The organism is Bifidobacterium asteroides, assembly GCF_030758775.1.
Classification (GTDB): Bacteria; Actinomycetota; Actinomycetes; order Actinomycetales; family Bifidobacteriaceae; genus Bombiscardovia; species Bombiscardovia kimbladii.
This window is the reverse complement of record NZ_CP132384.1, coordinates 317,408-330,613: the sequence shown is the minus strand read 5'-3', so window position 1 is coordinate 330,613 and position 13,206 is coordinate 317,408. Positions and strand designations below refer to the sequence as shown.

General features: G+C 61.0%; 11 protein-coding genes. 3 read left to right on the top strand and 8 right to left on the bottom strand.

Features of this window, described 5'->3' with window-relative positions; genetic code table 11:
• Window positions 1-281 precede the first annotated feature (281 nt).
• On the top strand, window positions 282-1,091 hold the full coding sequence (locus tag RAM15_RS01220; protein WP_306221718.1) for an ABC transporter ATP-binding protein: 810 nt from the start codon (window positions 282-284) through the stop codon (window positions 1,089-1,091).
• On the opposite strand, the gene RAM15_RS01215 is transcribed toward RAM15_RS01220, so the two are convergent.
• Window positions 1,051-1,647, bottom strand: coding sequence for a sugar O-acetyltransferase (locus tag RAM15_RS01215; protein ID WP_306221717.1), 597 nt, complete (start codon window positions 1,645-1,647; stop codon window positions 1,051-1,053). The two genes, RAM15_RS01220 and RAM15_RS01215, sit on opposite strands and share 41 nt — an antisense overlap.
• 277 nt (window positions 1,648-1,924) lie before the next feature.
• On the opposite strand from RAM15_RS01215, the gene RAM15_RS01210 reads away from it, so the two are divergent.
• The gene (locus RAM15_RS01210) at window positions 1,925-2,377 is read left to right on the top strand and encodes a GNAT family N-acetyltransferase (protein WP_306221716.1); all 453 of its coding nucleotides are present in this window, start codon (window positions 1,925-1,927) and stop codon (window positions 2,375-2,377) included.
• Window positions 2,374-3,258 (top strand): mechanosensitive ion channel family protein, encoded by an 885-nt coding sequence (locus RAM15_RS01205; protein ID WP_306221715.1) that lies wholly within the window; start codon window positions 2,374-2,376, stop codon window positions 3,256-3,258. Before RAM15_RS01210 ends, RAM15_RS01205 begins: the two co-directional genes overlap by 4 nt.
• Window positions 3,259-3,345: 87 nt before the next feature.
• Here RAM15_RS01205 and RAM15_RS01200 read toward each other — a convergent pair whose 3' ends face one another.
• The 7 genes from RAM15_RS01200 to RAM15_RS01170 all read right to left on the bottom strand — a co-directional run bounded on the left by RAM15_RS01200 (window position 3,346) and on the right by RAM15_RS01170 (window position 13,111).
• Entirely contained in the window at window positions 3,346-4,494 is a 1,149-nt protein-coding gene (locus RAM15_RS01200) for a D-alanine--D-alanine ligase family protein (protein ID WP_306222214.1), read from the bottom strand.
• A gap of 292 nt (window positions 4,495-4,786) precedes the next feature.
• Window positions 4,787-5,788 carry an NAD(P)H-dependent glycerol-3-phosphate dehydrogenase gene (locus RAM15_RS01195; RefSeq protein ID WP_306221714.1) on the bottom strand — a complete coding sequence of 334 codons (1,002 nt, stop codon included), beginning with the start codon at window positions 5,786-5,788 and terminating at the stop codon, window positions 4,787-4,789.
• A 113-nt stretch (window positions 5,789-5,901) separates the two neighbouring features.
• Window positions 5,902-6,795: a lysophospholipid acyltransferase family protein gene (locus RAM15_RS01190; protein WP_306221713.1), complete on the bottom strand. Its 894-nt coding sequence runs from the start codon at window positions 6,793-6,795 to the stop codon at window positions 5,902-5,904.
• A 14-nt stretch (window positions 6,796-6,809) separates the two neighbouring features.
• Window positions 6,810-8,141 (bottom strand): UDP-N-acetylglucosamine 1-carboxyvinyltransferase, encoded by a 1,332-nt coding sequence (gene murA, locus RAM15_RS01185; RefSeq protein WP_101431913.1) that lies wholly within the window; start codon window positions 8,139-8,141, stop codon window positions 6,810-6,812.
• A 139-nt stretch (window positions 8,142-8,280) separates the two neighbouring features.
• Window positions 8,281-9,333 (bottom strand): CPBP family intramembrane glutamic endopeptidase, encoded by a 1,053-nt coding sequence (locus tag RAM15_RS01180; RefSeq protein ID WP_306221712.1) that lies wholly within the window; start codon window positions 9,331-9,333, stop codon window positions 8,281-8,283.
• Between the two features lie 102 nt (window positions 9,334-9,435).
• Entirely contained in the window at window positions 9,436-11,976 is a 2,541-nt protein-coding gene (locus RAM15_RS01175) for a CPBP family glutamic-type intramembrane protease (protein ID WP_306221711.1), read from the bottom strand.
• 175 nt (window positions 11,977-12,151) lie between these two features.
• Window positions 12,152-13,111 carry a CPBP family intramembrane glutamic endopeptidase gene (locus RAM15_RS01170; protein WP_306221710.1) on the bottom strand — a complete coding sequence of 320 codons (960 nt, stop codon included), beginning with the start codon at window positions 13,109-13,111 and terminating at the stop codon, window positions 12,152-12,154.
• Window positions 13,112-13,206 lie beyond the last annotated feature (95 nt).

Sequence of the window (13,206 nt, the reverse complement as noted above, 5' to 3'; positions counted from 1 at the left end):
TATTTGCCGTCAACCGACGGTTGCATCCTTGCAATTCCAAGGAAATAAGCAATCACCGAATCCCTGTCAGCCTGATGACGACCCGCCCATCAATCCCCCCTTCCGGCAAGAGATACGACCCCCTACGTTCACGATACATACCTTTCAGGAGCAAATGCGAATCCTGTGGATTCCACCCTGAACCGTCCCCGATTCGACCCTGAAAACACCCTGACAGGAGCTCTGGCCATGGTCTTATAGAGGTAAAGACTAGACAGGAAGCGATCGGAAGGAAGGCAACGATGCAGCATCGGGCGATCAAGGATCCATACGCACAACCGCTCATTCTGGACAAGATCTGCTACGACTACGGAACGCGGCAGAAGCAGGGTGCCCGGGTGCTGGACGAGATCAGCCTGGAATGTCAGGCGGGAACCTGGACGGCCATCATGGGACCTTCGGGCGCCGGCAAATCGACCCTCCTCTATTGCGCCGCGGGACTGCTCCAGGTCAGACAGGGCAGGGTGGCCATCGCCGGGGAGGACCTGACCCGGATGAAAGAGAAAGAGCTGACCAGGCTCCGGCGCGACCATATCGGCTTCGTTTTCCAGGACTACAACCTGGTCAACGCCTTCACCTGTTTGCAGAACACCATGCTGTCCAGCCTCTTCGGCGGCAGGAAAATCTCCGCCCAAGCAGCCCTGTCTGCCCTGTCGAACGTCGGCTTAGAGGGTTATGCCAACACCTATCCAGCTGACATGAGCGGAGGCCAGCAGCAGCGCGTGGCCATCGCCAGGTCCCTGGCCGCCAGCCCGGAGATCATCATGGCCGACGAGCCCACCGGCGCCCTGGACACCCATAGCTCGCGGGAGGTCATGGACCTCTTCGACCTGGCCGTCCGCAGCGGCCAGACCATCCTCATGGTGACCCACGACCCCAACGTCGCCGCCCGGGCCCACCGCGTCATCTTCCTCCAGGACGGACGCATTCAGGCAGCATGCCCGGGCGGAGACCCACAGACCATAGCCCAGCAGCTGGCCAGCATGGATGCCGTGCCAAACCAGGAGGCCTTCAGCCCTCCCCTGGCAGTTCCATCCGATCAGCCTCGGTGATGGTACGAATTACCCGGCAGGGCACACCCACGGCCAGGGAGTCAGGTGCGATGTCATGGGTGACCACGGATCCGGCCCCGATGACCGCACCATCGCCGATGGTCACTCCCCCGGCCACAGTCACGTTTGATGCCAGCCAGCAGTTGGAGCCTATGGTGATCGGAGCCGCCAACTCGTAGTCGTAGAGGGAGCCATCCTTATGGCGCCTCAGATTCCGCTCCTGCCACCGCAGGGGATGCAGAGGGGTGGCCAGTGTGACATTAGGGCCGATCATCACATCGTCGCCGATCTGCACCGGGCAAGTATCCAGAACAGTGAAGTTGAAATTGGCGAAGATGCGCGAGCCAAGCTTGGTGAAGCATCCATAGTCGAAATAGATAGGCCCCATAAAGTCAACATCCTGACCATGCTGGGGCACCAGCTCGTCCAGAAGCCGGCTGCGCAGGTCCCGCTCCTGCTCAGAAGATGCGTTGAAAAGACGGCAAAGCTCGTGGGCCTTGACTCGTAGCTGGCCCAGTTCGGGATCCGAGGCGTCATAGAGCTCGCCAGCAAGCATCCGCTCCCTCTGCGAGCGCCGATTTCCTTTACCGGCTTCGCCAGCCGCACCTGTCAGTTTTGAATCCTTGCCCATGACCAATCCCATCGCTCCCGCATCACTTCAGTATCTCTATTGCAAGCTCGCACTGCTTGCAGAGTCCTCATCCATGTAATCGTCTGGGTCAGACAGCCGACAGTCGCAGGGACCGTTCGTCGTCCGGTTGCGGACATCCGTTCATGCCGAGGGTCAAGCTTGGTAGATTGGAGACAGCGGAGGACCATGGCGAGGAGGAAGCATGCGGTATGAGGTGAGCGAGGCCATTCCCGAGGATGCCAAGGCCATCCGTAAGGCCGTATTCGTAGAGGAGCAGGGCTTTCACAATGAGTTCGACCAAACCGACGATGCCAGCCTTCATATCGTGGCCTATGACAGGGATGAACCCGTCGGAGTATGCCGAGTCTTCCCCGACCAGGGCAAGACATGGACACTTGGCCGGTTGGCGGTTCTGAAACCCTACCGCGGCCAGCACCTGGGTGCCGATTTGGTAGGCAGGGCCGAGGAAACCGCTCGAAGCCACGGGGCCGACCGGCTCACACTCCATGCCCAAGAACGGGTAGCGGGCTTCTATAAGTCCTTAGGGTATCGGGATATGGGCATTCACGATCAGGACGAGGGATGTCCGCACATGTGGATGGACAAGCCCCTGACGGACAGCACCGGAAACGAGCCGGAGGACCAGGCCTCATGAATCCGACCGTCGATTTTGCCAGCACGAGCATCGCAAGCGTCAATCCGGACAAGGATCCCATGGGAAGGTCCGAACAGGCCATCTCCAGCTTCAGCGATGCCGTCATCTACTGGTTCCGCCAGAATTTCGGAAAGATCGTCCTTCTGATCGTCGTGGCTGTCTGCGCTGCCTTGATCTCCAAGATCGTAGCGGCGGCCATGCGACGTGCCCTGGAGCGAACCAACCTGCCCAGTGCATCCATCTTCGTCAACATCGTCCGCGCCCTGATCTGGATCTTCGCCGCTGCCACAGTCCTGCAACCTGTCTTCGGAATCAACCCATCCACTGTGGTCGCCGCCCTGGGCGTCAGCGGCCTGGCCCTCTCCTTCGGATTGAAGGATACGATCGCCAACATCGTCGGCGGCTTCGGACTGATGGTCAGCAAGGTGGTCCAGCCCGGCGACATCATCACCATCCAGGGCACCACCGGAACCGTCCGCGACGTGACCTGGCGCCATACCATCGTCATCGACAGGACCGGCAACCAGCTGCTGATCCCCAACTCCATCCTCAACACCACGGCGCTTGAGAAGATCACCGAGGCAGGCGAGGCCGCCACCACGGTTCCCTTCACCCTGCGAGGAGATGCCGATATAGCCAAGTCCTCCCGTTCCATAGCACAGGTGGTGGCCCAGGCAACCAAGGGCATGGCCATGCCAGCCAATCCGCCCATCGTCCAGCTCCAGGGCTTCACCCCTTACGGCATCAAGGGCCAGGTAGTCATGTTCGCCAAGCAGGGCGTCATCGCCGCCGATATGCAGGATGCCGCCACCCGCGCTTTGGCGGGCCAGGACTACCTGGTCCAGGAGGCCGAGCTCCGAACAAAAGACGTTGAGTATTAACCAGATGATCCTCTCATCCTGCGGGAGAAATGCAAAACGGCATCTTTCCTCTCACGAGACGCCTCAAACTCCGCAGGCGACTCCGCGTCAGGCCGATACACCCTCGATCAGTTCGGTGATCAGATCGGTGTAGGTGATCCCGGTGGCCTCCCAGGCCTTGGCATACATGGAGATGGGCGTGAAACCAGGCATGGTGTTGATCTCGTTGACGATGACCCTGCCCTCGGGCGTTACAAAGCAGTCGACACGGCTCAGACCGGCGCCGTCCACGGTTCTGAAGGCCTTGGCAGCCAGGTCGCGAACCTTCTGAAGGGTCTCCTCCGGCAGGTCCGCGGGGACCTCTACATGGGAGGCGGAAGAGTCCACATACTTGCTGTCGAAGTCGTAGAAGGCCTCGTCCTGATCAGCCTTGTCCAGTACCACCTCGCCTGGCCAGGCTGTATGGGGCTTTCTGTCCTTGCTCGATGAAAGCACGGCGCACTCGATCTCCCGCCCCTCAATGCCCTCCTCTATCAGAACCCGCCAGTCATGCTTTGCTGCCTCGGCGACCGCAGCAGCCAGGGCTTCGCCTTTGGGCTCTTCCACCTTGACCACGCCAAAGCTGGATCCCGCACGGGAGGGCTTGATGAAGAGCGGGTAATGCAGCTCTGCCTTCTCCACAGCAGCCAGCAGGTCGGCTCCGGATCGCTGTTCACGGGAGTCTATGGTGATGCCAGGAGCCACAGGTATGCCGGCTTGGCTGAGCAGAATCTTGGTATAGTGCTTGTCCATGCATGCGGCAGAGGCGAAGACCCCGCACCCAACGTAGGGCAGGCCCATCATTTCAAGCAGGCCCTGTAGGGTGCCATCCTCACCGTATGGGCCGTGCAGCACCGGAAAGACCGCGTCAACATGCCCCAAAGGCTCCAGGGAACCGACTGCCCCGGAAGGTTGGGCTCCAGAGACCAGGTCGGCATGGTCGCCGATCAGAAACCCATCCCTGCCACGGGCCATGTCGAGGATGACCGGACGGCTGCCTTCGGTTATCTGCACCCTTGGCAGACTGGCATCGCCCAGACCCCATTGCCTGGGATCCTGGCCGCCGATGGTCCATCGACCGTCCTTGGTGATGCCGATGGGGACGGGCTCATACCGGTCGGTATCGATGGCATTGAGCACGCCGGCCGCTGACACGCAGGATATGGAATGTTCGTCGGCACGCCCGCCATAGAGCACCACAACACGTTTCCTGACCATCATCCCTCGGCTTTCCTCATCCTGGACACGCATTCCGACCTCACCCACATGCCCGGGCAGATACATCACTCAAGACAGCAGAATATCCCCTTGGCGGTCAGCTAGGCACGGGTGGAGTCGCTCATCCACAAGCTTGGCACGAACAGGCATGATTGAGCTGACGCAGGCACCAGACAAGTCAGGCGCACGATTGAGTTATAACCCGTATATCGTCAAGCACAATGCTGGTAGCGCCGGCTTCATAGTCTTCGCGCTCTCTATAGTCATCAGAATGTTCTGATGGCCGTCAGACTCACTCTGTGGTGATCTGCCCCCCGAACAGCTCGTCGATCATGCCCCGGCAGCTCAGACCTTGACCCAGCACATGGCTCATGGCCGTAGCCAGCGGGGTCGCCACCTGGTAACGCCTGCCCAGGGCGACGACAGCATCGGTGGTGGGCACGCCCTCGGCGACACCCTTGCTGACGCGAGTGGCTTCCTCAAGGCTTTTGCCCTGACCCAGATTAAAGCCGAAAGTGTAGTTCCTGCTCAGGGATGAACCGCAGGTGGCCACCAGGTCGCCGACCCCGGCAAGACCGGCGAAAGTCTTGGACTTGGCCCCGCAGGCCTCCCCCAGAGCAGTGAGTTCAGCCAGGCCCCTGGCCTGGATCATGGCGGCTGTGTTCTCCCCGAATCCAGCCCCTCGTGACATCCCGACTGCCAGCGCAGTGACGTTCTTCAGCGACCCGCACATTTCCAGGCCGATCACATCGTCCGAGACGAAGGCCTTGAAATAGTCGTTCGTGCAGGCACGGGCTACTCTCATGGCTGTATCGGCATCAGTGCTGGCGACCACGGTGGCGCTCGGCTCGCGGGCGGCCACCTCCTTGCTCAGGTTGGGGCCGGAGACAGCCGCGAACCTGGCTGAGTCCAGATCCAGTGTCTGGCGGACCACCTGATCCATCCGCCTGTCGGTGCCCCGTTCAATCCCCTTCATCAGGGAGACCACAATGGCATCATGACCTAGCAGACCCTTGAATTCCGTCAAGGCCTCACAGGCATGCTGAGCGGCTATGGCCACGATCACGATTTCAGCCCCCGAGACAGCCTTGGCCCGGTCACCCTCAGCGCTGATGCCATCGGGCAGCCTTTCCACGGTCGGCAGGCGGCGGGCATTCGAACGCTTGCTGTTGATTTCGTCCACGACATCCGGGTCAATGTCCCACATGATCACCTGATTGCCTGCGTCAGCCAATACCTGGGCAAAAGCGGTTCCCCATGCGCCTGCTCCCAATACTGCGATCTTCGTCATCATTCTCCTTTGCATAATGCCGTGCGCACGGGAACGCCGACCAGCAGCCTTATTCTTGTCTCTACCATCCTATGACACCGCCGCCAGGCAGCTGGAATTAGAGGCGGGTTCCGGCCTTATTGCTCGCTTCTGGGCCGACGGGTCATGGTCACGTAATCGAAGTATCCAGCCGCTGGGGGCTCTTCGCCACGGATCTCGGCCATGACCTCCTCCATCCGGTTGCGCAGGCGGACACAGAGGACATGCACGGACTGTTTGGGGGGTTCCGCTCCCCACTGATCCACGTCTTCCAGAAGGTCGGAATAGTCAAGGAGCCGGTCATAGCACAAGACCACGTTCTTTCGAGGCCAGGGCCACTTGTGATTGATCGAAGCCGCCCCCCAGGTGATGCTGGGATACAGGGGAACCATGCGACCCAGCTGTCGCGAGGCTTCCAGGGCGATGAATCCGACACCGGGCTTAAGCGACATGGGCCACTTCAGAGGATCACGGGTCACGGTTCCCTCGGGCCAAATGGTCAGTGGCCTGCCCGAGGTGATAATGCTGATCGACTCCTCCTCAATCGACCTGGCCTTGCCTGACTTGCGCTCCACCGGCTGCATGCCCACCATGCGGAACCAGCTGCCGATAAGGGGCCAATGGGCCATTTCGGCCTTAGCCATGTATCGGGGACGACGACCCAGGTGGAAGAGCGCCATCATGGGAATGAAAACGTCAAACTGGGTCACATGGGTGGCTGCGGTGATAAAGGGGCCGCTCTGCGGCACCCGTTCCAGGCCCCAGGCATAGACCCGGCAGGAGTCTCGCACCACCTGGGAGACTCCGCGCAACAGACGAGTGGTCCCCACAGGGTGTTGACCGTCTATCTCGTCCAGGGCCGGTATGCGGTGTCCAGTGGGATAGTAGCGGGTTGGATCCACCAACCTGTGCCGCTGGGCCAACAGGGCCACCTGCTGGTCGGACAGGGCCGGCACCGCAGAGCGTGGGGAAGGTTTGCCTTTGGAAGCCATCTATGCCTGCCGGATCAGTCGATCTGCGCGTCCAGGGCCAGCAGCTTGTCGCGGAAGTCTTCGTAGCCGCGGTCGATCAGGGAGATGCCGTGGACGGTGGAGGGACCGGAGGCCGTCAGCGCGGCGATCAGGTGGCTGAAGCCGCCACGCAGGTCGGGCACATCGATGTCCTGGCCGGTCAACGGGGTGGGCCCGAAGATGACCGCCGAATGGTTGAAGTTGCGCTGCTGGAAGCGGCAGGGAAGGGACCCCAGGCACTCCTTGTAGAGCTGGATGGTGGCGCCCATCTGAATCAAGGGCTCGGTGAAGCCGAAGCGGTTCTCGTAGACGGTCTCGTGAACGATGGAAAGACCCTTGGCCTGGGTCAGAGCGACCACCAGCGGCTGCTGCCAGTCGGTCATGAACCCAGGATGCACATCGGTCTCAATGGCCACGGGCCGCAGGTCGCCGCCCGGATGCCAGAAGCGGATGCCGTCGTCGCGCACGTCGAACTGGCCGCCGATCTTGCGGAAGACATTCAGATAGGTCATCATATCGGGCTGATGGGCACCCTTGACCATGATGTCGCCATGGGTGGCCAGGGCGGCGGAGGCCCAGGATGCGGCCTCAATCCGGTCGGGCAGGGAGGTATGGGTGAATCCCTTGAGGGATGGCACCCCCTCGATGCGGATGGTCCGGTCCACATCCACGGAAATCTGCGCGCCCATCTTCTGCAGGACCGCCACCAGGTCCATGATTTCGGGCTCGGTGGCCGCCCCTGACAGCTCAGTGCGCCCTTCGGCCATGACGGCTGCCAGCAGAGTCTGCTCCGTGGCGCCCACCGAAGGGTAGGGCAGGTGAATCTTGGCCCCATGCAGACCATTGGGCGCCGTGATGTGTATGCCGGCCTCATGCTCCTTGTCGACATTGGCCCCCAGCTTGCGCAGGGTCTCCAGATGGAAATCGATGGGCCGGCTGCCGATGCGGCATCCGCCCAAAACGGGGATGAACGCCTCCCCCATCCGATGCAGAAGCGGGCCGGAGAAGAGGATGGGAATGCGGGAAGAGCCCGACAGAGTGTCTACATCAGCCACGTCGGCCAGCTCCACATGACTGGCATCGATGGTGACCACACCCTCCTGGGGACGAACATCCACCTTGACCCCGTGCAGCCTCAGCAGGTCCGAGACCACATGGACATCGCGGATCTCGGGAACGTTCTTCAGCACTGAAACACCGGGAGCCAGAAGGGCCGCCACCATGGCCTTGCTGACGAAGTTCTTGGCCCCGCGGATCTGGATGGTACCGTGCAGGGGTCTGCCGCCCACCACATGCAGCACATCATTCTGTGTATTCACCTTGGGCATATATCGGCTTCCTTCTCGTATCTGCTCAGAGCCGGGCTTTGGCACATCATCGGCCCTATCTGCAAGTCTGCCACAAGGGGTGTGGGGACACCGTGAATTGTCGCCTCGGGCATAGAGCGTCCACCCAGTCAGATACTGGTCAGGCGCCAGCTGAAACGAAGGGGGTCAGCATCGTGAAGCCCATGATCAGCAGCAGCATGATGAAAAATGGGCAAGCCCAGGCGCCATAGACGTTCGTATAAGTGCGGTTTTCCCGCAGAAAAGCGACAATCCGATGACGGCCCAAATAGAGGACCAGGACGGCCGCCAGCAAGCCTGCCAGCATCATGAGCACGTTGATGTAGGAGGACATGTTGTCGCTCATAAACCCGAGAAGGAGTTCCAGCCCGTCGCTGACGACCAGGTTGTTGAACACGTGCAGGGCTATGGACCAGAAGATGGAGTATTCGCAGGCCAGATAGCCCAGGAGCAGACCCATGATGAAAGCGAAGAACCCCTGGCCAAGGTCGCCGTGGAAGAAACCGAACATGACCGCGGAGGTGACGATGGCGAAGACGTGGCCGTAGGGCTTCAGCGCATGCAGGATGGCACCTCTGAAGACCAGCTCCTCGATGACGGGGGCCAGCAGGCTGACGTAGATGAACATGGGAATGGTACCCGAGGCCTGCTGGATCTGCTCGGTCGTGGTCCAGGACTGCTGCACTCCCAGCCGCGCCGTGGTCCAGTCCATCCCTGACTGATACCAGTCGGCCAGGGTCTGCCCGGTCAGCGTCAGCGCAAAGCATCCCAGCAGCACCTGCCAGGTCATGGGGTGCAGATCAGTGTGGAAGATACCCGAAGGACCGGAATCGCAGATCTGCCGACGTCGTGTGAAGACCAGGAAGCAGAGGCCTGTGCAGGCGGCGATCAGGTTGATGATGCCCCCATACTCCTTGTCCGCATGGCTCATCACATATATAAATCCCGAGTGGGCAGGCACTGGATCAAACACGGCATTCCACTCCATTTGAGCCAGCACACCGAACAGAAGGCCGACACTGTTGATGATAAGCAGGTAGACCAGCAGCAGGGCGGCCTGACGGTTGAGCATACCTCTGGCCGCACTCATCCATGCACGATCCGCCACGCCTCGTCTGGGCTTTTGAGCCTGCCCGGTCCCTGACGCGTCGGGCGCCGTCGCTGTCTGCCCCATGTCACCATGCCCTTTCATGATCCTCTGCAGGTTCGGCCATCCGGCATTGACCTCCAGCTTGTCCAAGTCTACGCCACCACCGCAGCGCCAATGCGTCATGCCTCAGAGCAGGCCGGGCACGAACTTGAAGACCGTCAGCAGCAGGCAGAGCAGCAAGTAGAGCAGGAACCAGGGCTGCCTCCAGGAAACATATGTGCCCTTAGGGGCTCGATAGCGCCGCCGGTAGTCCAACAGACTGGTGCGGTGCAGGAAGAACATGAGCAGCCCAGCCAGAACCAAGACCAGCGCTACTGCCAAAATCGACAGACGAGCGGTTCTCGGAGCGCTCATCAGATATCGATTGGGCAGGCCGCTGAAGAGCAGATCACCGAGCACACGGGCTCCGACGGCCCAGATCAGACCATACTCCAGGGAGCAGTATCCCAATGCCAGCCCCAGCAGGAAGATCCAAAGCCCGGAGACCGGATCACTCTGCAGCAGGGCGCAGAGCAGGGATGCGGTCAGAATGGCAAAGACCCGGCCATACCGACGCAACCCGTTGAGGATGATGCCGCGGAAGACCAGCTCCTCAGCCAGGGGGACCGCCAGGAGGGCATACAGGGCCATCATTGGCGAGGAAGCCCCGGTGACCAGCAGGCTGTGCGAGGCCAGGGAGGGGATGTGCAGAAGCAGACCGAAGTGATTGAAGAACTTGTTCAGTTCATGAACCATCCCTTGGCCCAGCAGGAGCACCGCGACCAGGGCCAGCAGAGCCGCCAGGGTCATTCTTCGATCCGTTCGCCAGCGGACCGCGTCCTGTCCCCGCTGATCCACACCTCGAATAACGCTCCACTCTGAAATGCAGGCATAGGTCAGCGCCAGCAGGACCGACAGGAGAGTAATCCCGTCGGATAGGAAGGCGATGGATCTGGGGTCCTTGACCTGTTCCATGACGACTGGCAGGATCATCCCCGAACCGACCATGAGCACCAGAACCGATATGGCCAGATAGACGAAGGCGAAGGCGGCCTGTCCGTTGACGGCGTGGAGGACCCCGGAACTGGCTGTGTAGGTGTTGGACTTGCCGGTGGTGGGCTTGGCCGTCTGTGGTTGCGCCTGGGCCTGAGGCTGGGGCTGAGCCGCAACTTCAGCAGCTGGCGTGACGGCGTCAAGTTCACTGGGAACAGCGACCGGCTGCGAATTGACCGATCCTGCCGAAGCATTGGAAACGACCCGAGGGACTGCCGACTCGGCTGAAGGATGGGTACGGTTGCGAGCAGCCCGCCGCTTGAACGACCGACGGGCTCCCCTCTTCCTTTCATGACCTCTGGCAGATAGGCCGAAATGAAGACCATGCGAAGAACGGGTCGGCTTGGTTGCATTCGCTGCGGCTTCCTCGGTCTCTGAGGACTTGGCCTTGGCCGCCACAGCAGCTGCAGCAGCCTCGGCAGCCTTGGCGGCGAGAGCCACAGAAGCACCTGGAGCGGATACGGATGTCGACGAAGACGCGAACTGGACGACCGACTGCGTCGCCGGAGCTGCGTTCACAGCCTCTGAAGATTCGGCAGGGGCAGGCTGAACGGCAATCGCTGCCTGGCCGGTCTGCATGGGCTGGCCGGCATGATCCTTCTGCGCGAGCGCCGTCTCCTGTCCGTCAATAGCCTTTGACGAAACGACCCGACCACCGGTATCGTCACCGGCGACTGCGGCAGGCTGGGCAACTACCCGTGGAGTCGAACAGACCCGACGCCCCTGATGATCGGTTCCACTGGACACGGATTGTGCAGCAGCACCGTTGTCCCCAGAAGCCGATGAACCAGTGACCAGGGAATCCCAGTCGGCATCCGAGCGACGGACAACGACTGGCCGGTCGGCGAATACCACAGGGGCCTCAGACGCATGAACAGAGGCTGCGGGTGCAGGAATCTCCGAACCCGGTTTCGCAGACATCGAATCCTCAGCGCCGGAACCCGAGGGCGCCTCGAGCATAGTCGCCGACTTGGGTTCGGCTGTTCTGACTGCGGAAGGAGCGGAAGCCGCAGGTTTGCCTGCACGGGTGCTTGCGGACGGCTTACGACGCTTGGGCATATTCCAAGAGAAGACCGGGCCATTGTTCTTTTCGGGCTTCGTCCAGGACCAGACGACCTTGGCCGCAGGCTGCTGAGGCTGCGCCGGGGTCTCCTTGGCCTTTGCGGCTTCCGGCTCTCGGCGAACCACCACACGCCGCGGAGAAGACTCCTTGTCGGATCCCTTCCCGACATGCCCGTCAGCTGGTAGATCTTCAGGAGGAAATGCGGGAACTCCCGGTTGACTGGCCATGGTGACCGAGTCCAAAAAATCATAGGATCCTGGAAGCACTGACGGTCGTTCACCGACTGGTCTGGAACCCTTGCCGCCAGCTCCTTCATCGCCCAGAACCGCAGTCTTCCTATGGGCTATCCGTCCCGGGTAGGCCAAGCCATCATCCACGGCCTCCCCCGGCAGGCTCAAGGGCGGCAGGTCGATGGACCCTTCCTCATAATCCCAATGACGGGCGTAGTCCTTGCTGGCACTGTGGCTTGCAGTCATGAGGGCAATAGAGGAGCGCGACATCTTCCAGCGCCCCTGATCGCTTTGGGCATCGGCGGACTCGCTGCCGCTGTCGCGATCCTCATCATCCCTCATCCGTCGATGATCCTTCCCCTTCATGCACTACCGTACGACCGTCAAGGGCGTCCAGCGACACGAACCTTTCCCCACGTTCATATCACAACACTACATGTCCGAGTCTAGCCCGACCCCGCCCTTCCTCGACAGAATCCCGACAATGGCCAGGCGCCCGGCGCCATCGACTGTCTGGTCAGGCCAGCCCTGGTACGAATTCGCTCAGGGCCATCAGCAGGCATGCCAGGCAGAAGAGCAGGAACCAGGGCGCCCGCCAGGAAGCATAGATTCCCTTGGGAGCGCGATTGCTGCGGCAGTAATCACGGAGAGTCCTTATCTTGAACAGCAGCCCGACGACGCCAACCAGCAGCACCAGGATCATGAGAAAGCCCAGGCCGATGCGGACCACCTCGGGCGCCAGAGGCATGTACTTGGCCAACAAACCTGAAGAGAAAGCGTTGTTGAGCATGTGCACCAGCAGGGACCAGACCAGCCCGTACTCCATGGCCAGATAGCCCAGAACCAGGCCGGAAATGAAACCGAACAGACCCTGGACCAAGGAGCCGTGCATGAAGCCGAAAAGCAGAGAAGAAGTAATAATGGCGAAGACCCGGCCAAAGCGGCGCAGACCGTTCATGATGACCCCGCGAAAGACCAGCTCCTCGGCAAAGGGCCCCAAAAGAATGCCATAGAAGAGCATGATCGGCGTTTCCATGCCTCCGTCGCCAGGCGCGGACGGCGGATGCAGGCCAGTACTGGACAGAATGGCGCTCAGTCCGGAGTCGGCCGCCCCGGCCACCAGCTGACTGAGGAAGAAGCAGGCCAGGGCGATAATCAAGGCCAACAGGCTGAATCGGCGCGCAGTGACCCACTGCACCTGATCCTGGCCATGGCGTTCATGGCCCACGATGACCGGCCACTGGCTGATCAAGGCAAACAGCAGGGCCAGCACTACGGAGATGGCCACAGTCCAGTCACCCAGAGGGCCGTTGATCTGTGCCTTGGAAGCATGCGGGAAGAGAGCAGGCAGAACCGCCTTGCTCCCCAAAAGACCTGCCAGGGTCTCTATGGCCACGTAGATGAAGGCAAAAGCACTTAGGGTATTCACTGCCCGTCTAACGCCCCAGTCGTGCACATCGCCGCTGCTGTGCCTCATGATAACCGCTCCTCTTCACTCGCCAACTAGTCACAGGCGATCAATGGCTGTCTCATTCCATGGTAAGCGAAGAGGGAGCAAATGGCTTTCATATG

Coding starts and splice junctions, on each gene's coding strand:
- RAM15_RS01220 (WP_306221718.1), top strand. CDS start 282: ATGCAGCATCGGGCGATCAAGGATCCATACGCACAACCGCTCATTCTG.
- RAM15_RS01215 (WP_306221717.1), bottom strand. CDS start 1,647: ATGCTTGCTGGCGAGCTCTATGACGCCTCGGATCCCGAACTGGGCCAG.
- RAM15_RS01210 (WP_306221716.1), top strand. CDS start 1,925: ATGCGGTATGAGGTGAGCGAGGCCATTCCCGAGGATGCCAAGGCCATC.
- RAM15_RS01205 (WP_306221715.1), top strand. CDS start 2,374: ATGAATCCGACCGTCGATTTTGCCAGCACGAGCATCGCAAGCGTCAAT.
- RAM15_RS01200 (WP_306222214.1), bottom strand. CDS start 4,494: ATGGTCAGGAAACGTGTTGTGGTGCTCTATGGCGGGCGTGCCGACGAA.
- RAM15_RS01195 (WP_306221714.1), bottom strand. CDS start 5,788: ATGATGACGAAGATCGCAGTATTGGGAGCAGGCGCATGGGGAACCGCT.
- RAM15_RS01190 (WP_306221713.1), bottom strand. CDS start 6,795: ATGGCTTCCAAAGGCAAACCTTCCCCACGCTCTGCGGTGCCGGCCCTG.
- murA (WP_101431913.1), bottom strand. CDS start 8,141: ATGCCCAAGGTGAATACACAGAATGATGTGCTGCATGTGGTGGGCGGC.
- RAM15_RS01180 (WP_306221712.1), bottom strand. CDS start 9,333: ATGGGGCAGACAGCGACGGCGCCCGACGCGTCAGGGACCGGGCAGGCT.
- RAM15_RS01175 (WP_306221711.1), bottom strand. CDS start 11,976: ATGAGGGATGATGAGGATCGCGACAGCGGCAGCGAGTCCGCCGATGCC.
- RAM15_RS01170 (WP_306221710.1), bottom strand. CDS start 13,111: ATGAGGCACAGCAGCGGCGATGTGCACGACTGGGGCGTTAGACGGGCA.